This is a genomic window from Paenibacillus vini (genome assembly GCF_018403325.1).
Taxonomy (GTDB): Bacteria; Bacillota; Bacilli; order Paenibacillales; family Paenibacillaceae; genus Fontibacillus; species Fontibacillus vini.
In genome coordinates, this window is the sequence record NZ_BOSL01000007.1 from 94,938 (window position 1) to 118,091 (window position 23,154).

Sequence of the window (23,154 nt, forward strand, 5' to 3'; positions counted from 1 at the left end):
GAAATAGATTGATTCCGTGAAGCTTTTTTTCTTTTTTCCAGATGTAATGTCAGTTTTCAGCCAGTAGATGAGTGATGAACGCCTGGATCGTATGATCCAAGTACATATTTTTTCGATAGACTAAGCCGACTTTTTTTCGCGGCACCGGTTCGGCGAATGGAATGACCGCAATGTCCGAATTTCGCAGTGTTCTGGCGTAAGACAAGGGCAGAACCGTTCCTCCGACATTATGCCCGACCATTTGAACCTGGGATTCCATCGTGGACAGCTCCATAACCGGCTTCAGGATGAGGCCTTGGGCTGCGCAGGCTGCATCGATGATTTGCCGCACCAAAAACTTGGACTGAAACAGTACAAGCGGCAGATCGGCGAGCTTTGTCAACTGGACGGAGACGTTCCCGGCCAAAGGATGATGTTTGGAGACAATAAGAGCCAATTCTTCATCATAAAGAGGGAGGCTTACCAGCTGCTCGTCTTCCAGCGGCAAGAATACGACGCCGAGATCGAGCCTGTTTCCAAGCAGGCCGTCGTGGGTCTCGTCGGTCGCCAGCTCGATTACGTTAAGATCGATGCCGGGATGCTGGCGGTGAAAGGAGATGAGCGCTTCCGTAATTAGATGATTGCCGGAGCACCCGATGCGCAGCCTGCCGCGCTTCAAACCAGCCAACTCCCCGATCTCAAACCTTGCCTGCTCCAATTCATGAATGATCCGGCGGGCATGTTCCATCAGAATCATGCCGGGCTGGGTCAGGTGAATTCTTTTGCCCGAACGGTGAAACAAGGGGGTGCCGACTTCGTGTTCCAACAAGCGTATCTGATGGCTCAAGGTCGGCTGGGTAATGCCGAGTTTGTCCGCTGCTTTTGTAAAATGAAGTTCCTCGGCCACAGCCAGAAAATAATCGAGAAGCCGGTGTTCCATGAAAACATCTCCATTATAGATAATTTCTATGATTATAGCAGATAATACTAGAATTAGTGATAATATGTGATTTGTTTAATGGTTACATAATCATTTAATGCTTATAATCCTTTAAAACTAACTAATAGGAGAGACAATATGGTTGGAAAACACAGAGCGGCAGCATTATTGGGGCTTATCCTGATCACGACTATTGTCATTCTTCTTTACTATCAATTTCAACTTCGTGAAGATCCGAAAGTATATAGCTTCACTGTTGAAACTGCGGATTTACGAATAAAAGATATTGAATTTGTTGTTTATTCAAACGCTAACTCTGTTTATATAACATCACATGATTTGGAGAGGATCGGAGACGATAAGCAGTTTTCAGGTGTTACCTACGGTATATCTGTTGGCGGAACAATGATTTTGTCATTAAGCCAAGCGGACGATCCTTTTATACTACCGGATTCCTTTCAAGGAAAGGTGAATTATAACACCAGAAATTTAATACAAGATGTAAAAGCTCGGGAACATGATACAGTGAATATTGAATTATTATATACGGTAAATGGGGTTGCTAAAAATGTGACTGGAACCGTCAATTTAAGCAAAATAGCCAAATCTATATCCTCATCAGACAATAAAAATGTTATTCAATTATAGATGCAACATGATAAAATGGACAGCGTGATATAAGGCTGTCCATTTCTGTTTGAAATGTATTGTTCTATAGAAGTAATCTATGATAATAATTGATATCATAATATTGATCAATGCAAAGGATAAGGGTATAGTTAATTCAAACGAAACGGTTAAGAGAGGAAGCGTATCTCAGTGAATAAATTAACTATTGTAAAAGCAGAGAACTTGAAAGCTAAGCCGGATAGCGATCATCTCGGATTCGGCCAATATTTCACCGACCACATGCTGGTTATGGATTACACGGAAGGCAAAGGCTGGCATGATCCAAGCATCGTTCCATACGGGCCGATTGCCCTTGATCCTTCGGCCATGGTGTTCCATTACGGCCAGGAAGTGTTTGAAGGCATGAAAGCCTATAAGACGGCCGAAGGTCAATTTTCACTTTTCCGGCCTGACATGAATTTGAAACGCCTCAATATTTCTTGTGAACGGATGAGCATTCCTCAAGTGGACCCTGAGCTGCTGTTGGACGGAATTACTCAACTGGTTAGCCTTGATAAGGACTGGATTCCGGAAGGCGAGGATACGTCCCTGTATATCCGCCCGTTTATTATCGCAACCGAGCCGTGCCTGGGCGTGCGGGCAGCAAAGCAGTACAAGCTGCTCGTTATTTTGTCGCCGGTCGGATCGTACTATCCGGAAGGGATTCATCCGGTCTCCATTTTCGTGGAAGACGAGTACGTCCGTGCGGTTCGCGGCGGGACCGGGATGGCTAAAACGTCCGGCAATTACGCGTCCGGCATCAGAGCGCAGGAAATTGCGAAGCTGGAAGGGTTCTCGCAAGTGCTGTGGCTGGACGGCGTTGAGAAGAAATACATCGAGGAAGTTGGCAGCATGAACGTATTTTTCAAGATCGGCGGAGAAGTGATTACTCCCGAGCTGTCGGGGAGCATTCTAGCCGGGGTGACGAGAGATTCGGTAATGACGCTGCTGCGTTCGTGGGGAATTCAGGTGATCGAGCGGAAGATCTCTGTAGCCGAGCTGTTTGAAGCCGCACGAGAGGGGAAATTGGAGGAGGCTTTCGGTACCGGAACAGCCGCTGTAATCTCACCTATCGGCACGATGAAATGGGGAGAAGAGCAAATTGCGGTTGCCGGAGGGCAAACGGGCGAGATCTCCAAAAAGCTGTATGATTCCATTACCGGCATTCAAAAGGGCGTTCTTGAAGATCCATTCGGCTGGCGGAACATTATTGTTTAATCTGTCTATACCAAAACAAGTCATTCGGCCTGAGGTCGGACGGCTTGTTTTTTTGTATGTTAATCTCCTTGGTTTTTCGCATTAACATGGCACGAATTTAGGTTTCATCGATCAGAGGAAGGAATTTCCGGTCTGCTTGTCGAATTATTCATGACGTAAATCAAGAGAGAAGCCGGCATTCATTTCAAGAAGATTAGGGGGGACATCATGCATACTACCGAGTTTGCCAGACTTTTGGGGATTATCGTCAAGGATTATCAGACGCATATGGAGGAAGAGCTTGCGCCTGCATTGACAACTTCACAACTGGCTGTACTTGAAGTGCTGGAGCGGGAAGGGAATTTGAAACCGTCCGAATTGATCCCATTCCTCTCGACCACGCCGGCTGCGGTCACGATGCTGCTTGACCGAATGGAACGCGGCGAATTGATTCGCCGGGACAGGGATGAGGGTGACCGCCGGATAGTTTGGGTCTCGATAACCGATAAGGGTAAACGGGAAGCGGAGCGGGGCGTTCAGGTCCGCAATAAGTATTTGAGCCAAGTGCTGGATCGGATTTCGACGCATAATCAGCAGCTTCTTGTGTATTTAATGGGTAAAATCTCCGGGACGAAATAATCCTTGGCAGCTAAGAGTAAGAAGGCGGAGCGAACGAATACATAAGAGATGTAAAAGAGAGGCTGTCCGCAGTTCATTGAATTCCAATGATTACGGGGCAGCCTCTCTTTTTAGTTATTAAAAGTTACCGTTGTAACCCGCCGTACAATTCTCCGCAGTCTGCTTGTAAATCGTCTCTTCCCAAAGATTCCAAGGATACTGGCGCGGCGGCATCGAAATGAGATCGACCGGCTCCTTCGTGATTGGGTGAGGGACGCCGACATACAGTGACCACAATGCAATTTGCTCACCGGGTTTGTTGACCGCGCTACCGTATTTCTGATCTCCGTATAGCGGGCAGCCGATGTGACTGAACTGGACCCGGATCTGATGCGACCGGCCCGTAAGAAGCGTGATCTGCACCAGGGACAAGTTGTCCTGAGGCGAGCTGCCCAGCACGCGGTAATCCAGAATCGCTTCTTTGCTGTCCGGCGTACCTTTGGGAACGACCCGGACGGTGTTGGTACGTTCATCCTTCAAAAGGAAATCGGTCAACCTACCGCTCTGTTTACCTGGAATCCCCCGGACCACCGCCATATAAGACTTGTCGAATTTACGGCTGCGCACCGCTTCGGACAATCTTGAGGCCGCTTTGGATGTCTTGGCGAAGATCATCGCTCCTCCCACCGGACGGTCCAAACGGTGGACTAGTCCGAGATACACATTGCCGGGTTTGTCGTACCGCTCTTTGATATCTTCCTTCAGCAAGCTGAGCAGGTCCGGGTCACCGCTGGCATCCTCCTGGGTCGGCACGTTCACCGGCTTCTCGATCCCGAGTAAATGGTTATCCTCGTAGAGGATTGCCATCCGAGGGTGCCCTGACGTGTGCAACGGTTCGGCTGGCATGCTTATTCCTCCCAGCGGCCCAGAATCCCGCAAGGAAGATTTAGGCCGGACTTCGTAATCGGCAGGCCTAATTCGCCTGAGGAAATGACTCCGCCATGCTGGCGCTTCACGGTCATCGACAGAATGTTGTGAAGAACCGTTGGAGAAATTCCTGTGGTATAGGAATTGATGAGGAAGAACAAAGGCGTATCCGATAGGATCGACATACAGGATTCCACAAACGGATACAGGCTCGTCTCGAGTTTCCACATCTCGCCGTTCGGTCCGCGGCCGTAAGACGGCGGGTCCATAATGATCGCGTCGTATTTGTTGCCGCGGCGTTGTTCCCGCTGCACGAATTTGAAAACATCGTCCGTGATGAAGCGGACAGGTCTGTCGCCAAGCCCGGATAACGCTAGATTCTCCTTCGCCCACTGCACCATGCCTTTGGCCGCGTCGACATGAACGACCGAAGCGCCGGCGGAAGCGGCTGCCACGGTGGCACCGCCTGTATAGGCAAACAGATTAAGTACTTGGATCGGGCGGCCGGCCGCGGAAATCTTGTCCATCATCCAGCGCCAGTTGGCCGCTTGTTCCGGGAATAAACCGGTATGTTTGAAATTGGTTGGCCGGATATAAAATTTAAGCCGGTCATAGGAAACCGTCCAGCGCTCGGGAAGCTGCTTCTTCATTTCCCATTGTCCACCGCCGGATGAACTGCGATGGTAGTGGCCATGAACTTCGCGCCACTGCCGGCTCTCCTCGCGGATCGGCCATATAATTTGCGGATCCGGGCGCCGGAGGACAACATCGCCCCAACGTTCCAGCTTTTCGCCATCTCCGGTATCAATGACTTCATAATCTTGCCAGTCGTTTGCTACGTACATTTCATAATCCTTCCTTCCGTCTAAAGAACGGTCTGCGCCGCTCTAATTGAACGATTCCAGAGTTCTCGGGTTCGCTAGTTATTGTACCTTATTTTTCTATTGCCATGCCAGCCTTCGGCGAAATTCTCCAAGCGTCAAGGGCAGGAAACAACTAAAGCCAACCTGGGTCTTTGAATAGACGGTGTTCTGTGATAGTCTGAACAGCAGTAGATGCATATAGATGGGAGAGAGTAACGATGCTTCGCCGATTTTTTTCATATTACATTCCGTACAAAAAACTGTTTATTCTGGACTTTACCTGTGCAGTGGTAGCGGGGCTGCTGGAGCTCGGCTTTCCGATCGCTGTAAACCAGTTTGTGGACAAACTGCTGCCGGGCAAAAACTGGTCCATGATCGTATGGGCTTGCGCCGCGTTGCTGGGCGTTTATGTTCTGAATACGGTATTGAATTATATCGTCACCTACTGGGGCCATATGCTGGGCGTTAATATCGAGACGAAAATGCGTAAAAGCATGTTCGATCATTTGCAAAAGCTGTCGTTCCGCTTCTATGACAACAATAAGACAGGCCACTTGATGTCGCGCATTTCGAACGATCTGGACAACATCGGCGAAGTGGCGCATCACGGTCCCGAAGACGTGTTCATCGCCGGGATGACCCTGATCGGTTCGTTCCTGCTGATGCTGGCGATCAACTGGAAACTGGCCGTTCTGACGTTTCTTGTCGTACCGGTGCTGGTGTGGACCGCGCTTTATTTTAACGGGAAAATGACTAGCACGTACCGAGGGCTATTCTCGGCCCTGGCGGACTTCAATTCCCGGGTCGAAGAGAACATCGGCGGAATTCGTGTCGTACAAGCATTTGCCAACGAGGAACATGAGAAGGAACTATTTAACGAGAACAACAGCAGTTACCGGAGCACCAAGCTCCGGGCTTACAAAATCATGGCCGGCAGCCTGTCGGTCAACTATATGCTGATGCGGCTAGTTTCGTTGTTTGTCATGATCTGCGGGACGTGGTTCGTCATTCGCGGCGAGCTGTCCTATGGCGAGTTTATCGGATTCCTGCTGTTGGCCAACGTCTTTATCCGGCCGATCGAGAAAATTAATGCAATCATCGAGAGCTATCCGAAAGGGATCGCTGGGTTCAAGCGATACCTGGAAATCATGGATACGGAGCCTGATGTGGCCGACGCGCCGGATGCGGTCGACGCCGGCTGGCTCCGAGGGGATATCCGGTTCAACGAAGTGAGCTTCGGATATGAAGACGGCGCGCATGTGCTGAGCAACATCAGCCTCAATATTGCTGCAGGGGAGACGATCGCCTTCGTCGGCCCTTCCGGAGCCGGGAAAACGACGCTGTGCAGTCTACTGCCGAGGTTCTACGAACTGGCCGGCGGCAATATTACGATTGACGGAAAAGACATCCGCAGCATGACGCTGTCATCATTACGGCGCAATATCGGGATCGTCCAGCAGGACGTCTACCTATTCTCGGGCACGATCCGCGAGAACATCGCCTACGGCAAGCTTGGCCAAGGCGAGGAGGAAATCTGGGCGGCGGCGCGGCGCGCCCAATTGGAGGACTTTATTCAGGCGCAGCCCGAAGGCATGGATACGGTAATCGGCGAGCGGGGGGTCAAGCTGTCCGGCGGGCAGAAGCAGCGGCTGGCGATTGCGCGGATGTTCCTGAAAAACCCGCCGATCCTCATCCTCGATGAAGCGACATCGGCGCTGGATACCGAAACCGAAATGGCGATCCAAAAGTCCTTGGCCGAACTGTCGGAAGGAAGAACGACGCTGGTGATCGCCCACCGGCTTGCCACGATCAAAAATGCCGACCGGATCGTCGTCGTGACGGAAGAAGGCATATCGGAGCAGGGACGCCATCAGGAACTGGTCGGCGCCGGCGGCCATTACAGCCGCTTGCATCAGGCTCAGTTCGGGGCGAATTAATCTGAATTGCAGATTGGAACCATATGCGTAGATCAATGTTTTCGAAGCAGCCCTGGGTTGACAAACCGGAGATGCGGGAGTAGCTTGAGGTTACTGTTATTTTTTTCGGGGGGATAGGGCACATGAACGAATGCATTGAAATGAAGAATGTCAGCTGGATGCGGGAGGGAAAAACCGTCCTCGACGGGATTGACTGGAAGGTTGGCGAAGGAGAGCATTGGGCTCTGTTCGGCTTGAACGGTTCCGGGAAGACGACGCTGCTTAATTTGCTTTGCGGATATATTTGGCCGACCACAGGGGAGATTCACGTTCTTGGCCATAAGTTCGGAGAGATCGATTTGCGGGAGCTCCGTAAATCGATCGGCTGGGTAAGCTCCTCGCTCCAGGAACGAATCCATAGCGGGGAAAAAGCCCAGCATCTGGTGGTCAGCGGCAAATTCGCTTCTTTCGGCTTGTATGACAAACCGGAGGACGAGGACTTTGACCGGGCGGCGGCCTTGATGGAACAGCTTCGGTGCGGACACTTAAAGGACCGGACTTATCAAACCTGCTCCCAGGGTGAACAACAGAAGCTTCTGATCGCGCGGGCGTTGATGGCTTCGCCGAAGCTGCTCATTCTTGATGAAGCCACCAACGGTCTTGATTTTATATCCAAAGAAGGGCTGCTGGACAGCATCAACGAACTGGCTCGTCAGCCTGACGCTCCCAACATGCTTTATGTGACGCATCATACGGAGGAGATTTTGCCGATCTTCGCGCACACCCTCCTGCTCCGGCGGGGACGGGAATTCACGCAAGGGAAGACCTCGGAGGTGCTCAGTACCGAATCGCTTTCCGAGTTTTTCGAAATGCCGGTCCAGGTTGACTGGAACGGAAACCGCGCCTGGTTGTCCCGGAAATAAAAGATGTTTTTCGCGTTCTGTTTTTGCCACCTTTTTCCGCTTAGTACGTATTAACCGTTAATGGAAGTTATCTTCTGTTACAGCCGAGAAACGGCAGCAATAGATAAAGCGGAGGGATGCAAATGGAGACAGGAACGGGAACCAACAAGGGGCCAAAAAAGGAAATCAAATTGCGGGGGGCGGCTGCAACAGTCCTCATCGGATTACTAGTGATCATTGTAGGGGCAAGCAGCTTTGCACAGGTAGAATATGGACATGTCGGATTGTATAAAACGTTCGGCAAGCTGAACAGCAACATATTATCACCGGGAATCCATTTAAAGGTTCCATTCGTGCAGTCGGTGATTCAGGTAAACACGCAAGTTACGAAGGCGGAGACGGATACGAGCGCCTCGTCCAAGGATCTTCAGCCGGTTTCGACTCATGTTGCGGTCAACTACTCGGTCAATAAGGAATCCGCCTATAACCTGATGAATAATATCGGCGGTAACTTCGACGCCATCATCATTAACCCGGCCGTACAGGAGATCGTCAAGGAAGTAACGGCCCGTTATCAGGCCGAGGATCTGATTGCGAAGCGCGATGTTGTCGCCGGGGAAATCAGCGAGCATTTGACGAATCGGCTGGCTAAATACGACTTGATCGTCAATGAAATCAACATCGTCAACTTTAAATTTTCCGATGCGTTCAATCAATCGATCGAAGCCAAGCAAGTGGCACAGCAGCAAGCTCTTAAAGCGAGCAATGACCTCAAGCGGATTGAGATCGAAGCGAAACAGAAGATAGCGCAGGCTCAGGCCGAGGCGGAATCGTTGAAATTGAAGAAACAGGAAGTAACGCCTGAGCTGGTTCAGTTGAAACAGATCGAGGTGCAGGAGAAGGCACTCGAGAAATGGGACGGACGTTTGCCGTCCGTGACAGGCGGAGCCACTCCGTTTATCGATATTCAGTCGCTTACCGGCGGACAACCGTAAGCGATATCCCTCAGGAACCCGCCGACTTGGTCTCGGCGGGTTTTGATTTGTTCTTTTTTCGCCGTATGAAGTACATGATCATGTAAATAGCTGGGATGACATATTCAGCGGTAAGCACGAATGGAGAAAGATTTTTGGCCGTGAAATTAGACAGTTCCTGCTGCGATCTGGCCATCGCGATGGACAGTACGCCTACGAAGGCAACGATAGGCAGGGATAATGATTTATAATCCTTCACCCCGGTCAATTGTGCTATACAGATGACGGCCGTGAAGCACAAGAATGAGATTTTGACGAAAATGCTGGTCAACCAGAGTAGAATCAGAATCGGGTCAAGCGTTTCTATAAATGAACCTGCCCGAATAAACCGAATTAACTCCAAGTCGGGATATACGAGGTTCGAACCCAAGTCCACCCCGAACGTAAGCAGAACGGGAATGAGATGGGACAAGATAATAATGAGAGAACTAAGCGTCGTAAAGAAATAGGTTTTCATCACTTTCTTGGGTTCTTTTAAGTAAGGGTACAGAAGAAAGAGAAAAGCAAGCTCGCCGAACATTCCTAAGTTGTAAATTACTCCATGGGTTATGTCTGTGAAATGTAAATGACTTGCCAACGCAATGAGAGCATCCTTTTCTATTTCCATCATGGCCAGAAACGGGATCATCAGAAACGCTATGGCACTGATCAGAAATATGCCCTGTGCCGCACGGAAAATTGTACTCAGGCCGGATCTGACGGCGTAAGCGATGCAGATTCCGAAGATCAGTACGACGGACCAGGAAGGTGTATCGATCAAATAGATGGACAAAAGGAAATCGGACATCTCTCTCAGATTTAAGGCTGAAAGCAACAATTTAATCAGCACAATGATCAGAATAAATATCGTGTGCGGACCTCTGCCGACCAGTTCCCCGCCGAATTCCGTAAGAAACTCATTCGGGCGGGAAGAAGCCACTATATAAGAAGGGTAGACGAGCGCAACGGCAAGAAATGCGCCGATCACCGTCGCAACGGGAGCTGAAAAATGACTGCTTGAGATCAGCATGCCGAGCAGAAAGGCAATGACCGTGGTAAAAATATGCAAGTTATAGAGTGAAAAGATTTGGGTGCTGGAAACGCTCTTTTGCATGATGATTCACTCCCTCCTTATTCAAGATCCTCAGCCAGATATCCAGACATCAATGGATTTGCCGACAAACTCAAATAACATGGTTACATTCCACTTGTCTTTGAGCTTAAATAAAACTTCCGAAAGCAGTAACAGACCGACCGAAATCCCAAGCACAATCCACTTATCGCGGCGTTTAACCTTCGCCTTCCGTTGACTCAGCCACTCGAACACGATGATCACGAGAAACATGGCACCTATCCAGATCATTGTTTCACTGCCTTCCGTTATTTTTCTTCATATTCTTGTAAATTGACCGAACGAATTTCACCGCCGGTACGTTTAATGGTGATCTTTACGGATATATCGATCGGCATTTTCTCGGAATAATAGGTTCTCCACTCGTCTTTTATCCGGTTCCAAGCCTTTGGATATCTCCAGAACAAGTATTGATTCATTAAAAATGAATCGGATTTGGCTTTTCGTGTTTTATCGATGACCTGTCGCAGTCTCTTCTCAATGTTTTTTTGAAATGCTTCTTGCATCTGATTGAGCGCCTCCTGGCTTTTCAAATCGATATCGGAACTGGAAGAGAGGATATATGCGCTCGCGCTGCTCTCGATTTTGAAGGAGATTTCGCCGTTCTTTATGACGGGTAAGATTTTTGTTCCAATGCCTTGCGCAACGGCGGTAACCTCTTTTCCATCGGTTGGAGAAGAAGAGGTGACGATGGAGGTGTCGAGCTGGGAACTAATCCAGAGCGCGCCTCTTAATTCCTCATCAGTCAGGACGATTTTGCTCATTTTTCCTTCACGCATAATGGCAGCTCCGTCGGTACCCATCCAATGTTTCATCTTAGAGGAATCCGCTGCGCCCACTTCGGGTTTATATGAAAAACTTAGCAACGGAAGAAGAATGTCTCCGCCCTTGTACCTCGCCATTAAGAAATCCTTGACCGTCGTGTCGAGGGTCTGCTTCTGTGTTATAAATTTCAGTAAAATATCCGCAATGAAGCGTTCGAATATGGTTGGCACTTGTGAGACCTCCGTCGCCTTATTCGGAGTTATGAACAGATTGGAACTAAGATGAAAGGCGGGTTGCCGGGAAACGAATTCCAGCACTGGATCAATCCCCTTCTCGGCAAACTTGCGGCCGACTACGATTACCCGGGTTTGACCGAATGAGATCGTTCTGGAGTTATCAAGCTGGATCAACTCCACGGCTTCGCTAATCGTTTTCGCCTTTCTGGTCGTAAACGTATAAGGATCACCGGTGGTGGCTCCGCCTCCCCCTCCTGCCGAGCCTGGTATCATCCGATTGGGCAGGGGAAAGCCAAGCGTTATTTCCGTTTGACCGTCCTCCGATTCATCTACGATCATCATCATGGCGAAGGCTCGGTTATTGATTTCCTCGGCCGACCAGCAGCCGCAAATGGCGGTCAGCAACAGAATAGCCAAAGCTCCGCGAAAGGCCGGTCTTGTCAGAAGCTTCATATCTCATCATCCTTTATCTTTGGCCCAACCTCGAGAGTCTTTTTTCTGCCTAGTGGGGTTTACAGCAGCTGTTTGAAGCGGGCGTTTATGCATTTTGTACCAAGGTGCCCGGACAACGGTATCTTTCAAGTCCGAAACCACTAGCGGAGCTACCGGGGACAAATAAGGAACTCCGAACGACGCCAGATTGTTCAGATGGATATAGATCAGGATCAATCCGCACGCGATACCGTAAAGGCCAAACATCGCAGCAAGAAACATGATCGGAAACCGCAGGAGCCTGAACGATAATCCAAGGTCAAAATGCGGGATGATAAAAGAGGCGATCCCGGTCAGCGAAACGATAATGACCATGGCGGCGGAGACGATACCCGCTTCCACGGCGGCGGTGCCTATGATTAAGGCTCCGATAATGGAGACGGCTTGGCCGATTGATTTCGGAATCCGGACCGAAGCTTCCCGGAGTGCTTCAAACGCCAGCTCCATCATGAACGCTTCCAAAAAGGCAGGAAACGGAACGATCTCCCTAGCGGCTGCGATGGTTCTTAAAAATTGCGGAGGAATCATCTCCGGATGGAACGTTGTAATGGCGATATACAGAGAAGGCAACAGCAATGAAATGAAAGAAAAAAAGAAACGGATCCAACGTATCCATGTCGCAGCGATAAAGCGTTGGAAATAATCCTCCGAAGATTGCAGCAACATAGTAAGCGTGACCGGAACAATAAGCGCCATCGGCGTTCCGTCTACGAAAAGCCCCAATCGTCCTTCTAGCAATGCAGCGGCGACGACGTCCGGTCTCTCCGTATATTGCACCTGAGGGAAGGGAGAATAGGGGTTGTCTTCGATCGATTCCTCAATATAAGACGAGCCAAGAACGCTGTCGATTTCGATATAGGAAAGGCGCCGCTTCATTTCATCTACCAGTTCGGGCTTGCATATGCCATCGATGTATGTGAGCACGATGTCGGTCTTTGTTTTTGTCCCGATGATCAGGGATTCCGTTTTAAAGCCCTTGTTCTTTAGCCGTCTGCGCATGAGGGTGAGGTTGATTTCCAAATCTTCAATGAATGACTCACGTGGTCCGCGGATGACAGATTCATTTGGAGGTTCCTCAATCGATCGGGTCGGATAAGACGAAATGGAAAAAGTCATCATCCGGTTGTCCCCGTCGATCAGCAGCAGAGCCCCTGCGTCCAATATTGCGTCCAAGCCTTCGTTCATATCCTCAGTAATCTTGTTTTGGGATACGGACAGTCCCTTGTCTTCAAACAGAAATTTATAAATATCTTCAGGTTTTTCCAAGCTATCCGCTTCTTCTTGCAGGCTCCGGATGATGAAGTCTTGGGCGGTAGTCTGGTTGATCAATCCGCGAATGTATATCAGAGCGCTGGATTGTCCCGAACTGAGATCAAATTGACGTACGATCACATCCGAGCAATTCTTAAATTGTTGTTGAAACCAGTCGAGCTTATTCTCGAGACTCTTACCAGTCGATGGCCGGGAAGGAGGGAGTGTATTTGGCGGCTGCCCGTCCGTTTTCTTCGATTTGTCTCCGCCGGTGGTCCCGGAATGCTTCGGACGTCTCCAAATTGGCAAAATGATGACCTCCCTTGTGAATCATATGATGCATATAAAATTCTCGAAAATCAGGAAAATTATTCTGTGAAAGGAAATACAGACTTTGGAACTATTTATTTGTGATGTCGTTTGATCGATATTTAAGATATAGCAGCTAGCATAAATCCGCCTTATTCCGGCAAACAGCGAGAATCCGCTATCATATAATGAAGTAACGAGATAAGAGGGGGGCTAAATTGAAAACTCATGTAATGGAAATTCAAGAAGGGGATCGGCTGCGGACGGACATATTTAACCAGGCAGGTCTCCACGTTCTTCCCAAAGGAACAAGCATACATAAAGAAGAAATTGCTCTTCTCATCCGTCAAAACATTAACTATGTGGACATTGAGCCCAGAGAAGACGAGCTGTCTCTCTCAGGCCTGAACCGTCAGGATTTTACGAACCGGCTGAAAGAAAATTTCGAGCGCACAGTGCTGGGCTACCAGTCCATATTTCTCGAAGCGCTGACGACGGGGAAATTCAACCAGTCCATGGTGGAAGAAAAGCTCCAGCCAATGCTCGAAATCATTGACAGTGAAAAAGACGTCGTATCCCTGTTGATCACTTTTGGAGAAAACGACACCAATCTTTACACGCACTCTTTGCAAGTGGGTCTTTTGTCCTATTACATTGCTTCCTGGCTCGGATACACGCCGGCGGAATGTTACGAGATCAGTAAGGCAGGGTATTTGCACGATATCGGTAAAAGCAAACTCCGCCAAGAACTGCGCAATCATACCGGTCCATTCAATGAGGCGCAGATTGACGAATTGAAGCGGCATACGAGGTACGGCTACGAAATTATCCGCGATTCCATGACGGATGAAGTTCCGGCTCTGGTTGCGCTGCAGCATCATGAACGCGAGGATGGCTCGGGTTATCCTCAGGGATTGAAGAAGGACGAGATTCACCCGTACGCTCAAATTGTCGCTGTGGCCAATACTTATGTGGAAATGACGTCACCAGACAATGCGAAGGGCCGCTTAGGTTTGCTAACGGTGCTCCGCAAAGTGTACGAGCTTGGGTTCGGTGAACTCAACGAACGGGCGGTGCAGGCGCTTGCCCGCCATTTGATTCCGCAATTCATCGGGAAACAGGCTCGCTTGAGCAATGGCGAAACCGCAACGATTGTTTGGAACAATCCGAGCGATTTTTTCAGACCGCTGGTCCAGGTTAAAGACCGTTTTCGGGATTTGGCGGTGGAACGCGACATTGTTGTAGAGGATATTTTTATGTAGTTAAGGCATTAAAAAGCCGGGTTCCGCATTTAAGCGGAACCCGGCTTTTGCATTGTCGTACTCGCTGTCGTTATTCCACTAAGCCAAGCTCTTCGTAAACCCGAAAGTCGACAACCCCGTTGACGGGCAATTGGCGGTCATCCTGAAATTTTCTCAGGGCGGAGGCGGTGTCCGAACGGAACTTGCCGTTGCATACTCCCTGGAAGTAACCTGCGCTTTTCAAGCGGGATTGAATGAGCTGGACGTCTCCGCCCACATCGCCTTCAGCCAGATTTCGCGGCTCCTGGCTGGCATAGCCGAGAACATGTCCGTAGATGGTAACCTTGGTCCCGACCGGTATCAACTCATACAGATCAAGCACATCTCGATTTTGCATTCGAATGCAGCCATGGCTGAGATGCTGGCCGATCGAATATGGCCGGTTCGTTCCGTGTATGCCGTAAATGCCCCAAGGGACATTGAGACCAAGCCAGCGCGGGCCAAAAGCGGGCCCCCAGTTCTTACCCTTGTAAACAACCTGATATTCGCCTACAGGGGTTGGGGTGGAGGGATTGCCTACGGCGATCCTGTAAGTTTTGAAAGGCTCCCCTTGTACGAGCACGACCAGCTTGTGCTGAAGCGGATAGATTTCGATCGCAAAAATGCCGTCCTCCTTCTGAATCGGCAACGAAGGGTCGGCAGCGACCGGTTGAGGGTTTACGAAATTAACGGAATATCCGTTCAACAGCACAAACAGAACGGAAGCCGCCAAAGTAACCCGTCGCATAAGACAAACGATTGTTGAGATCATGGCAGTCCTCGAAATGATTATTTGAGGATAGGATACCCATGACATTTATTTTCATTCCAGGTATCCCTGATCCGCTGCCAAGAACAGAATTCGCATCGCGGCCAATATAGCATACGATTCATGAAACTAACAATAAAATACAGAAATAAAATTTATTATGATAGTTAAAATCTGAAATTTAATTTCAACAAAACAATGACAATTTCCAGATTTTATATCTTTTTCGCTTGTCTTTTAAATGAAAACCGCTTAAGATATGAGTGCAAGTTCAGTAATGATTAATAGGGTGAGTAGGGAAGCCAATGGCGATTAACGATAATATTTTGATCAAAATCCGGGAAATGAAAGAGAATTTGACCCCGGTAGAGAGACTCGTAGCCGAATATATTTTGGCCAATACGGAGGAAATTCCCCATCTATCGATCAAGAGCCTTGCCAAACAGAGTAAGACCAGTGACGCTTCCGTGCTGAGGTTTTGCAAGACGATGGGTTATAGCGGGTACCGTAATTTTATCGTGAGCATTTCCGCAGCAGTGGGTTCCATGGATGAGGAGCGGAAAGACGTATATACCGACATTCAGCCGGGGGATGATCTGTTCACCATTACCTCCAACATTTCGCGAAACAATATCAAGTCGATCGAGGATACGCTGAGCGTCATCGACCGAAATGAGGTGGCTCGTGCGGTCAAGGCGCTTCGCGCCAGCAGCAGGATCGTTTTCTTCGGGATCGGAGCATCCGGTTTAATTTGTATGGACGGGGAACAGAAGTTTTCCCGCATCAACAAGCATTGTCACGCCTATACGGACGGACACAGCCAGCTTACCGCGGCAACCTTGCTGGGCAAAGGCGATGTGGCTATTTTCGTTTCCAATTCGGGCGATACCGTGGAAATTCTGGAGACCCTGGAAATCGCGAAGAAAAATAATGTGTCCACGATAGCCATCACCAGGTATAACAAGAGCGAGCTGGCGGACAAGGCGGATATACTGCTCGGCATCTCAACGCCGGAAGTCACGATGCGAAGCGGGGCCATGGGCTCCAGAATCGCTATGTTGACCGTTATCGACATATTATTCGCCGGGGTGGCCAGCGCGGATTACCAGAATGTAAAGAAGTATTTGACCAAGACGCACAATATTCTAGCGGGGAAGCACCGCAGCCGGAAATCCTGACTTGAATCCTATCGTTAAAAAAGGCATCGACCCACGAGGGCTGATGTCTTTTTTTGTAGGAAAAAAGAATTAAAAAAACAAAATAAAATTTCACGATAAAATTTTATTTCAAAAACTATTGACTATGTAAGCGGTTTCCATTTAATATAAAAACCAAGAAACGAGGCCTTGAGTTCATCATCAGTGAGGAGAAAGGATCTGCTGCTATGGAACAATATTTTGCAGGACTGACTACGGAAAAAATTAATCCAAACACGCAAATGATTGATGAGTGCACGACCGAGCAAATGCTGCAACTGCTCAATCAGGAGGATGCCAAGGTTCCGGCTGCAGTAGCTGCGGAAATTCCACAAATCGGGAAGGCGGTGGATGTTCTACACCAATTGTTAAAGAACGGTGGAAGAATGTTTTATATAGGAGCGGGTACTTCAGGGAGACTTGGCGTTCTGGATGCATCCGAATGTCCACCAACCTTCGGCGTGGATCCCTCATTGGTACAAGGACATATTGCCGGAGGGGATATGGCCTTAAGGGTAGCCGTGGAAGGGTTCGAAGACAGTGCGGAGGAGGGGATGGCCCTAATCGATCGCGTCGGCGTCACGGCAAAGGATGCCGTAATCGGCATTTCGGCAAGCGGTTCCGCGAGCTTCGTTATCGCCGGGCTGCAAAGAGCCGCGGAACTCGGTGCGGTAACGATCGGTGTCGCTAACAACAAAGGCTCCAGACTGGAGTCCGTTTGCGACATATGCATCGCACCCGTCGTCGGGCCGGAGTTCATTACGGGTTCGACGAGACTGAAGGCGGGTACGGCGCAGAAGCTGGTGCTCAACATGCTGACGACATGCACGATGATCAAGCTCGGCAAGACGTACAACAATCTGATGGTGGACTTAAAGGCTAGCAACAAGAAGCTGTACGACCGTTCTTTACGGATCATAAAAGTCGCTACAGGCGCGGACAACGAGACGGCAGCCAAATATTTGGAGCTGGCCTCAATGAACTGCAAGCTGGCGATACTCATGATCAAAACGGGACTGGATGCAAAGAAAGCGGAGCGAGCGCTCCAAGAGAACGATGGGAATTTGAAAATGGCTATTCGTACTACCAATAAAGTAGTTTAGCAAGATATCCCGAGGGGAGGATTTTTCTGATGACAAGAAAAATGCAAGTATTGGCTTCCGTATTGGCTCTCTTTATGCTCTTGACGACATTATCGGCATGCAGTTCGAAAAACAGCAATTCAGGGAACGGGAATTCAGGAAATGGCAATGGGGGCTCTACAGGCAGCGAAGCCAACGGAAACGCGGGGAAATCGGAAGCTAAAGATACGATTACTGCACTGCTTCCGCCGGTTTCGGGCAATTACCAAAACAATTTTGCGCAAATGGAAAAGGATTTTAATGCGCTATATCCGAATCTGACTTTGAAAATCGAGCCGGCAAGTTGGGAAGACATGACCCAGAAGCTCGATACGCAAGTCAACGCCGGCAGCCCTCCCGACATTGCCTTTATCGGCTCTGACGGCATATCCAAGTACGTGCAGCAGGGTATGCTGATGGACATTAAAGATACGGCGACCCCGGAGATGGTATCGGATTACGATCCCGCTCCGCTCGAATATATGAAGAACGGCGACGGCCTCTACGGCTTCCCGGCCTACATGGAAGTGCACGCCATCGGCGGCAACAAGGAGTATCTTGAAGCTGCAGGCATCGATTGGAAAAACGTGCAGAAGAACGGCTGGACGTTCGAAGAATTCCGCGAAGCGATTAAAAAGGGCGTTGTCAAAGAAGGCGACACTACGAAACGGTACGGCTTTGTCTTCGCAACATCGGGTGTTACAGCTAAGGACTATTTGAACATTTTGATCAAAAACGCGGGCATGCCTGCTTCGTTCAACAAAGATTTGAAGTATGCCTACACCAGCAAAAACTACCTGGAAGTCTTAAAAGCGGTCCGGCTCATGATCGACGACGGCTCGATGCCGAAGGAGCTCAGCTCGGTGGACGCGGGCAAACGCTGGAACATGTTTCTCACCGGTCAAACGATGATTACCGGGAAAGGGCTGGCGACTTTCGAAAACTCGGCCAACAAGAACAATGAGAAACTGAAGGCGAATGACGGCAGCGCCGTGCAGGGCAGCATTCCGGTGGAGTACATCGTCCTTCCGGTCCCGACCTTCCTCGGTCAGGAGCCGGTCTCGAGTACCGTAGTTGACGGGTATGTTACTTTCCGCGGCAAAAAAGAGCCTACGGCGGAGCACAAAGCCAATGTGGTAAAAGCGGCATACTTCTTGGCCAGCGGCCAGGTAGCGGCCACGACGAACAATGACCTGTTTGCAGCTCATATTTCGAAGTCGGGCAGGGAAGCCGCCGAAAGCATGACCATTGACCGGAATCCGGACAACGTAGCCGCGGTCGAAACCCTGCTGTCGCATGCCAATCCTGCCCGCCCGGACATTCCGGTCGAGCTTGGCGCCAAGGCGATCAAAATGGAAGACGAAGTCATCATTCCAAAATTGCAGGCCTTGCTTGCGGACGAAATTTCTCCGGAAGAAATGTATGAAGCCGTTAAAGCCGCAGCGATCAAGAACTTTGGCGAAGACGGCATCGTAAACGATTAGTCTATTCTGCTCGGATAGTCGCGGGTCATTCTGCGGCTATCCGGTCCATTTTTTGCAAATGTGATGAAAAAGGGGTTCAGACATATGGCTCAGTTGGCAAAAGCACCGATAGCTAAACCCGTAAAGCGGCGGAGATGGAAGGGAGACGGAGGCTGGGCATATGCTTTTATCGCGGTTGCGTTGATCGTCTATGCGATGTTTACGGCCTATCCGGTAATCAGCGCCTTTATTATCAGCTTTCAGGAATACCGGCCGCTCGGCTCCGTGTTTATCGGCTTCGACAATTACACCAGCACCTTCCGGGATTCCCTGTTTTGGAAATCGATTAAGAATACGATCGTGTATACCGTGTTGACCGTACCGGTATCGCTACTTCTCTCGTTTGCTGTCGCCATTATGATTCTTCCGCTCAAAAAGGGACTGCAAACGACGTTCAAAGCAGTCTACTATTTACCTGCGGTTGCTTCCGGCGTAGCCTTGTCGGTCGTATGGCTGTGGATTTTCGATCCGATGACATCCGGAATCCTGAACCAGTTCCTCGCACTGTTCGATATTTCCAATCAGAATTGGCTCGGGTCCAGTGCGTCGGCAATGTTCTCTCTCGTGCTAATGGCTTGGCTGTCGAGTCATGGAACCAGCATCATCATCTATCTGGCAGCATTGCTAGGTATTGATGGAAGTTATTATGAAGCGGCCGAGCTGGATGGTGCCTCTTTTTTTCAGAAATTATGGTACATCGTAATCCCTTGCCTCAAGCCGACTACGCTGTTTCTTCTCGTCACCGGGGTCATCGGTTCGTTTCAGGTGTTCCAGAACGCTTACCTGATGACGGGCGGCGGACCGGATAATGCCACGACGATGGTCGGTCTGCTTATTTTCAACAATGCGTTCAAGTACTTCGAGTTTGGCGAAGCGGCGGCACAATCCCTGATTCTGACAGTCATTATCGCCGGGATATCCCTGATTCAGTTCAAATTCCTGGGCAATGACGTGGAATATTAGAGGAGAGGAGAATGATCCATGGCGTTGTATAGCACACATACGGGCAACAAACCGGTCAAATACATCCGTAATACAACGATAACTGTCGTTCTTCTGCTCTTTGCGCTGGCGACGCTGTTTCCGATTTACTTCATGATTATTTCCTCCTTCGGCGATCCGGTGGAAGCGGGAGCTCTAAGCTATTCGCTTTGGCCGAGTAAAATATCATTCGATTCCTACAAGTTTTTCTTTGATTACAGTGAACATTCTTACCGCTGGCTGCTGAATTCGCTGATCGTCGCAAGCTGCGTCACCGTATCCAATGTGATCTTTGCGACGCTGGCCGGCTATGCCTTTTCGAAAATCCGCTTCAAGGGCCGGGAGATTCTGTTCTTCATTCTGCTCTGCGCGATGATGATTCCGTATCAGGTCACCCAGGTACCGCTTTATATATTGATCGTCAACGTTTTTCAGATAGAAAATACGTATTCCGCCCTGATTTTGCCGGGCCTTGTCACCGTCTTTAACATCTTTCTGGCCAAACAGTTCATGACCTCTATCCCTACGGAAATCCTGGAGTGCGCCAAAGTCGAAGGCTGTAACCAACTGCAGATTTTCCTCAAAGTCATCGTGCCTTTATCCAAAACGGTCATGGCGGTCATGGCGATTCTTACTTTTATGGAAAGCTGGAATACGTTCTTTTGGCCGTTCCTGGTCACAAATACGATGGATATGCAGACGATCCAGGTCGGGTTGAAGAACTTTCGTTTTGCAAACACGACGTATTTTGCTCCGATGTTGGCCGGGGCTACTATTTCTGCACTTCCGATGTTCATCCTGTTCTTTAGCCTGCAAAAATACTTCCTCGAAGGTGTTACCGTAGGGGCGGTGAAGGGGTGAGTGACGCAGATATCCTGCACGCAGCCAAGTCTCGCTATGCGGTCGGGCTGATGTCCGGCACGTCCGTGGACGGTATTGACGCCGCTTTGGTCAAAATCGCGGGACTGCCCGGTACAAAGGTAGAGGTAGAGCTGGTTTCGTTTAAAAATTCGCCGTATCCCGTGCGGGTCAGGGACGAAATACTTGCCCTGTTCGATCCGGAAAAGGCGACGATTGACCGGGTGGGCCGGTTAAACGTCTGGCTTGGGGAGCTGTTTGCGGAAGCGGCGCTCTCGGTCATCGCTATGTCAGGACTATCGCCAGAAGACATCGCCTTCATCGGCTCCCATGGACAGACGCTGTACCATTCGCCCGAAGCGGAGAATATCGACGGCTATGACCTGCGCTACACCGTGCAAATCGGAGAAGGGGCGGTTATTGCAGCAAGGACAGGCATTACATGCATATCCGACTTCCGGGTGGCCGATATGGCGGCTGGAGGACAAGGCGCTCCGCTGGTTCCCTTTACCGAATACTTGCTATACGGGGAGGAGAAGCGAACCCTGCTGCTGCAAAATATCGGCGGTATCGGGAATATGACGGTAATTCCGGCCGGCTGTGCGGCGGAGGATGTCTTTGCTTTTGATACCGGGCCGGGGAACATGCTGATTGACGGAGTGGTCACCCGTTTGACACACGGAGCGAAAACGATGGACGCCGGCGGTGTTATCGCCCGCGGGGGTAGGCCGGATTCCGGATTGTTGAGTCTGCTTATGCAGGAGCCTTATTACAGCCGGGGTCTGCCTAAATCGACGGGCAGGGAGCTCTTCGGAACGGCTTATGTCGACAGGCTGCTGAATTATCAACAGGAGTTCGGGTTGACGGATGCGGATCTGGTGGCGACGGTTACCCGGCTTTCTGTCCGGTCCATCGGTGATGCGTATCGCCGCTTTGTCCGGGACCGATATTCCGCGGACTTGCTGATCGTCGGCGGAGGAGGGAGCTATAATCCCGTGTTAATGGAGGGCTTGAAGCAAGAGATGGCGTCGCTGGGCGTCCAGGTGCTGAGCCAGGAAGATCTCGGTTTCCACAGTGATGCGAAGGAAGCGATGACATTTGCCCTGCTTGCCGATTATACGCTAGCGAACCGGCCGAACAATCTGCCCGGCGTGACGGGAGCGGAAAAGCCGGTAGTCATGGGAAAGATCAGCTTGTCTAATCCTGGAGGGGACAGGGAAAGAGGTGCAAAAACTTGATAAAAACCTGGGAACACCGATACATCCCGGAGACGCTGGAGTTATGGAACAGGGAAGCCGTGAAGGACGGATATAAAGAGTTTTCGGAGGAGACCTTCTCGGAGCTTATTCTGGAAAACAAATATTTTGATCCGGAAAGTGTTTTTTTGCTGTTTGATGAGGATGAACGATTGATGGGATTCGCTATAGGATGTACGGGAGCGGATCTGCCTTTGGGCGCCGAAGCGGGTTATATTACCTGCATGGTTAGCGAGGGAAAAGAAGCTGAGGGAGATTCCTTTGAGGAAAACTTTACTCTTCTGCTGGAAGCTTTGGAGACGCGGTTCCGCCTGCTAGGCAAGACGCAGGCAGATGTATTGTTTTTCAATCCGATGATGCTGCCTTGGTATATTCCGGACACGCCGGGTCATGAGCATAATAATGCCCCCGGCGTGCCGGTCGGCTGCCGGATGCATGAATTTCTGCTGCGCAGCGGCTATGCAGAACGGGCCATAGAATGCGGGATGTATTTGCGTCTGGACGATTTCGCCATTCCCGAGACGATCATGTCAAAAGCGCGGAAGGCGGAAGCGGAAGGATATCGGGTGGGTGTCTACGATCCTTCGATTCACAGAGGAATGGAAGGGATGCTGGACAGTTTAGGCAATCTGCTTTGGCGGAAGCAAATTCCCGAGTTTGCCGCGGAAGGCGCTCCGCTGATTATTGTGGAGAATAGCGGAATGTTGGCCGGATTTGCCGGGCCGGTAATCAGGCAGGCTAACGGGCGGGCTTTCTTCGCAGGTATCGGCGTTCATCCGCATCATGAAGGGCACGGTCTGGGCACCTTACTGTTCTTTAATATGTGCGAAGCGTTCCGGATGGTAAGTGCGGAGTACATTTCCCTGTTTACGGGCAGCGAAAATCCGGCTAAATCCATTTATGAAAAAGCCGGGTTCCGGACGGTCAAATCATTTGCAGTCATGAGAAGGGAGTTGTAACG

22 protein-coding genes are annotated in these 23,154 nt (G+C 49.9%); 14 read left to right on the top strand and 8 right to left on the bottom strand.

Annotation, left to right across the window (positions count from 1 at the left end; genetic code table 11):
- Nucleotides 1-49: 49 nt before the first annotated feature.
- On the bottom strand, nucleotides 50-919 hold the full coding sequence (locus KJS57_RS12470) for a LysR family transcriptional regulator (protein ID WP_213655040.1): 870 nt from the start codon (nucleotides 917-919) through the stop codon (nucleotides 50-52).
- 138 nt (nucleotides 920-1,057) lie between these two features.
- Here KJS57_RS12470 and KJS57_RS12475 point away from each other — a divergent pair, with 138 nt between their 5' ends.
- The 3 genes from KJS57_RS12475 (at nucleotide 1,058) to KJS57_RS12485 (ending at nucleotide 3,424) form a co-directional block, all read left to right on the top strand.
- Nucleotides 1,058-1,567, top strand: coding sequence for a hypothetical protein (locus tag KJS57_RS12475; protein ID WP_213655041.1), 510 nt, complete (start codon nucleotides 1,058-1,060; stop codon nucleotides 1,565-1,567).
- Nucleotides 1,568-1,738: 171 nt separating this feature from the next.
- On the top strand, nucleotides 1,739-2,806 hold the full coding sequence (locus KJS57_RS12480; RefSeq protein ID WP_213655042.1) for a branched-chain amino acid aminotransferase: 1,068 nt from the start codon (nucleotides 1,739-1,741) through the stop codon (nucleotides 2,804-2,806).
- A 207-nt stretch (nucleotides 2,807-3,013) separates the two neighbouring features.
- A complete protein-coding gene (locus KJS57_RS12485; RefSeq protein ID WP_211020781.1) occupies nucleotides 3,014-3,424 on the top strand; it encodes a MarR family winged helix-turn-helix transcriptional regulator in 411 nt (136 codons plus the stop codon).
- Nucleotides 3,425-3,541: 117 nt separating this feature from the next.
- Here KJS57_RS12485 and KJS57_RS12490 read toward each other — a convergent pair whose 3' ends face one another.
- Both KJS57_RS12490 and KJS57_RS12495 read right to left on the bottom strand, forming a co-directional pair.
- Nucleotides 3,542-4,309: an RluA family pseudouridine synthase gene (locus KJS57_RS12490; protein ID WP_211020780.1), complete on the bottom strand. Its 768-nt coding sequence runs from the start codon at nucleotides 4,307-4,309 to the stop codon at nucleotides 3,542-3,544.
- Between the two features lie 2 nt (nucleotides 4,310-4,311).
- Complete coding sequence (locus KJS57_RS12495) at nucleotides 4,312-5,175, bottom strand: class I SAM-dependent methyltransferase (RefSeq protein WP_211020779.1); 864 nt, start codon at nucleotides 5,173-5,175, stop codon at nucleotides 4,312-4,314.
- 236 nt (nucleotides 5,176-5,411) lie between these two features.
- Here KJS57_RS12495 and KJS57_RS12500 point away from each other — a divergent pair, with 236 nt between their 5' ends.
- From KJS57_RS12500 to KJS57_RS12510, 3 genes are all read left to right on the top strand, one after another.
- The gene (locus KJS57_RS12500) at nucleotides 5,412-7,130 is read left to right on the top strand and encodes an ABC transporter ATP-binding protein (protein ID WP_213655043.1); all 1,719 of its coding nucleotides are present in this window, start codon (nucleotides 5,412-5,414) and stop codon (nucleotides 7,128-7,130) included.
- Nucleotides 7,131-7,252: 122 nt separating this feature from the next.
- A complete protein-coding gene (locus tag KJS57_RS12505) occupies nucleotides 7,253-8,032 on the top strand; it encodes an ABC transporter ATP-binding protein (RefSeq protein WP_211020777.1) in 780 nt (259 codons plus the stop codon).
- A gap of 122 nt (nucleotides 8,033-8,154) precedes the next feature.
- The gene (locus KJS57_RS12510; protein WP_213655044.1) at nucleotides 8,155-9,006 is read left to right on the top strand and encodes a prohibitin family protein; all 852 of its coding nucleotides are present in this window, start codon (nucleotides 8,155-8,157) and stop codon (nucleotides 9,004-9,006) included.
- Nucleotides 9,007-9,016: 10 nt separating this feature from the next.
- Here the strand turns inward: KJS57_RS12510 and KJS57_RS12515 are convergent, their stop codons facing one another.
- From KJS57_RS12515 to KJS57_RS12530, 4 genes are read right to left on the bottom strand one after another with little or no spacing between them, the layout of a single operon-like run.
- Nucleotides 9,017-10,138 carry a GerAB/ArcD/ProY family transporter gene (locus KJS57_RS12515; RefSeq protein WP_213655045.1) on the bottom strand — a complete coding sequence of 374 codons (1,122 nt, stop codon included), beginning with the start codon at nucleotides 10,136-10,138 and terminating at the stop codon, nucleotides 9,017-9,019.
- Between the two features lie 30 nt (nucleotides 10,139-10,168).
- On the bottom strand, nucleotides 10,169-10,387 hold the full coding sequence (locus KJS57_RS12520) for a hypothetical protein (RefSeq protein WP_211020774.1): 219 nt from the start codon (nucleotides 10,385-10,387) through the stop codon (nucleotides 10,169-10,171).
- Nucleotides 10,388-10,404: 17 nt separating this feature from the next.
- Nucleotides 10,405-11,610 (bottom strand): Ger(x)C family spore germination protein, encoded by a 1,206-nt coding sequence (locus tag KJS57_RS12525; RefSeq protein ID WP_213655046.1) that lies wholly within the window; start codon nucleotides 11,608-11,610, stop codon nucleotides 10,405-10,407.
- A 6-nt stretch (nucleotides 11,611-11,616) separates the two neighbouring features.
- Nucleotides 11,617-13,209 carry a spore germination protein gene (locus tag KJS57_RS12530; protein WP_211020772.1) on the bottom strand — a complete coding sequence of 531 codons (1,593 nt, stop codon included), beginning with the start codon at nucleotides 13,207-13,209 and terminating at the stop codon, nucleotides 11,617-11,619.
- Between the two features lie 218 nt (nucleotides 13,210-13,427).
- Here KJS57_RS12530 and KJS57_RS12535 point away from each other — a divergent pair, with 218 nt between their 5' ends.
- Nucleotides 13,428-14,471 (top strand): HD-GYP domain-containing protein, encoded by a 1,044-nt coding sequence (locus tag KJS57_RS12535; protein WP_211020771.1) that lies wholly within the window; start codon nucleotides 13,428-13,430, stop codon nucleotides 14,469-14,471.
- Between the two features lie 70 nt (nucleotides 14,472-14,541).
- On the opposite strand, the gene KJS57_RS12540 is transcribed toward KJS57_RS12535, so the two are convergent.
- Nucleotides 14,542-15,261: a L,D-transpeptidase family protein gene (locus KJS57_RS12540; RefSeq protein WP_213655047.1), complete on the bottom strand. Its 720-nt coding sequence runs from the start codon at nucleotides 15,259-15,261 to the stop codon at nucleotides 14,542-14,544.
- 302 nt (nucleotides 15,262-15,563) lie between these two features.
- Between KJS57_RS12540 and KJS57_RS12545 the strand changes: the two genes are divergently transcribed.
- The 7 genes from KJS57_RS12545 to KJS57_RS12575 all read left to right on the top strand — a co-directional run bounded on the left by KJS57_RS12545 (nucleotide 15,564) and on the right by KJS57_RS12575 (nucleotide 23,152).
- The gene (locus KJS57_RS12545) at nucleotides 15,564-16,436 is read left to right on the top strand and encodes a MurR/RpiR family transcriptional regulator (protein WP_213655048.1); all 873 of its coding nucleotides are present in this window, start codon (nucleotides 15,564-15,566) and stop codon (nucleotides 16,434-16,436) included.
- Between the two features lie 206 nt (nucleotides 16,437-16,642).
- Nucleotides 16,643-17,557: an N-acetylmuramic acid 6-phosphate etherase gene (gene murQ / locus KJS57_RS12550; RefSeq protein WP_213655049.1), complete on the top strand. Its 915-nt coding sequence runs from the start codon at nucleotides 16,643-16,645 to the stop codon at nucleotides 17,555-17,557.
- Between the two features lie 29 nt (nucleotides 17,558-17,586).
- On the top strand, nucleotides 17,587-19,059 hold the full coding sequence (locus KJS57_RS12555; protein WP_213655050.1) for an ABC transporter substrate-binding protein: 1,473 nt from the start codon (nucleotides 17,587-17,589) through the stop codon (nucleotides 19,057-19,059).
- 84 nt (nucleotides 19,060-19,143) lie between these two features.
- Nucleotides 19,144-20,061 carry a carbohydrate ABC transporter permease gene (locus tag KJS57_RS12560; RefSeq protein WP_213655051.1) on the top strand — a complete coding sequence of 306 codons (918 nt, stop codon included), beginning with the start codon at nucleotides 19,144-19,146 and terminating at the stop codon, nucleotides 20,059-20,061.
- An 18-nt stretch (nucleotides 20,062-20,079) separates the two neighbouring features.
- On the top strand, nucleotides 20,080-20,940 hold the full coding sequence (locus KJS57_RS12565) for a carbohydrate ABC transporter permease (RefSeq protein WP_211020765.1): 861 nt from the start codon (nucleotides 20,080-20,082) through the stop codon (nucleotides 20,938-20,940).
- Nucleotides 20,937-22,175, top strand: coding sequence for an anhydro-N-acetylmuramic acid kinase (locus tag KJS57_RS12570; protein ID WP_244861512.1), 1,239 nt, complete (start codon nucleotides 20,937-20,939; stop codon nucleotides 22,173-22,175). Before KJS57_RS12565 ends, KJS57_RS12570 begins: the two co-directional genes overlap by 4 nt.
- Nucleotides 22,172-23,152 (top strand): GNAT family N-acetyltransferase, encoded by a 981-nt coding sequence (locus KJS57_RS12575; protein ID WP_213655052.1) that lies wholly within the window; start codon nucleotides 22,172-22,174, stop codon nucleotides 23,150-23,152. The genes KJS57_RS12570 and KJS57_RS12575 overlap by 4 nt, the downstream gene beginning before the upstream one ends.
- Nucleotides 23,153-23,154: the final 2 nt, after the last annotated feature.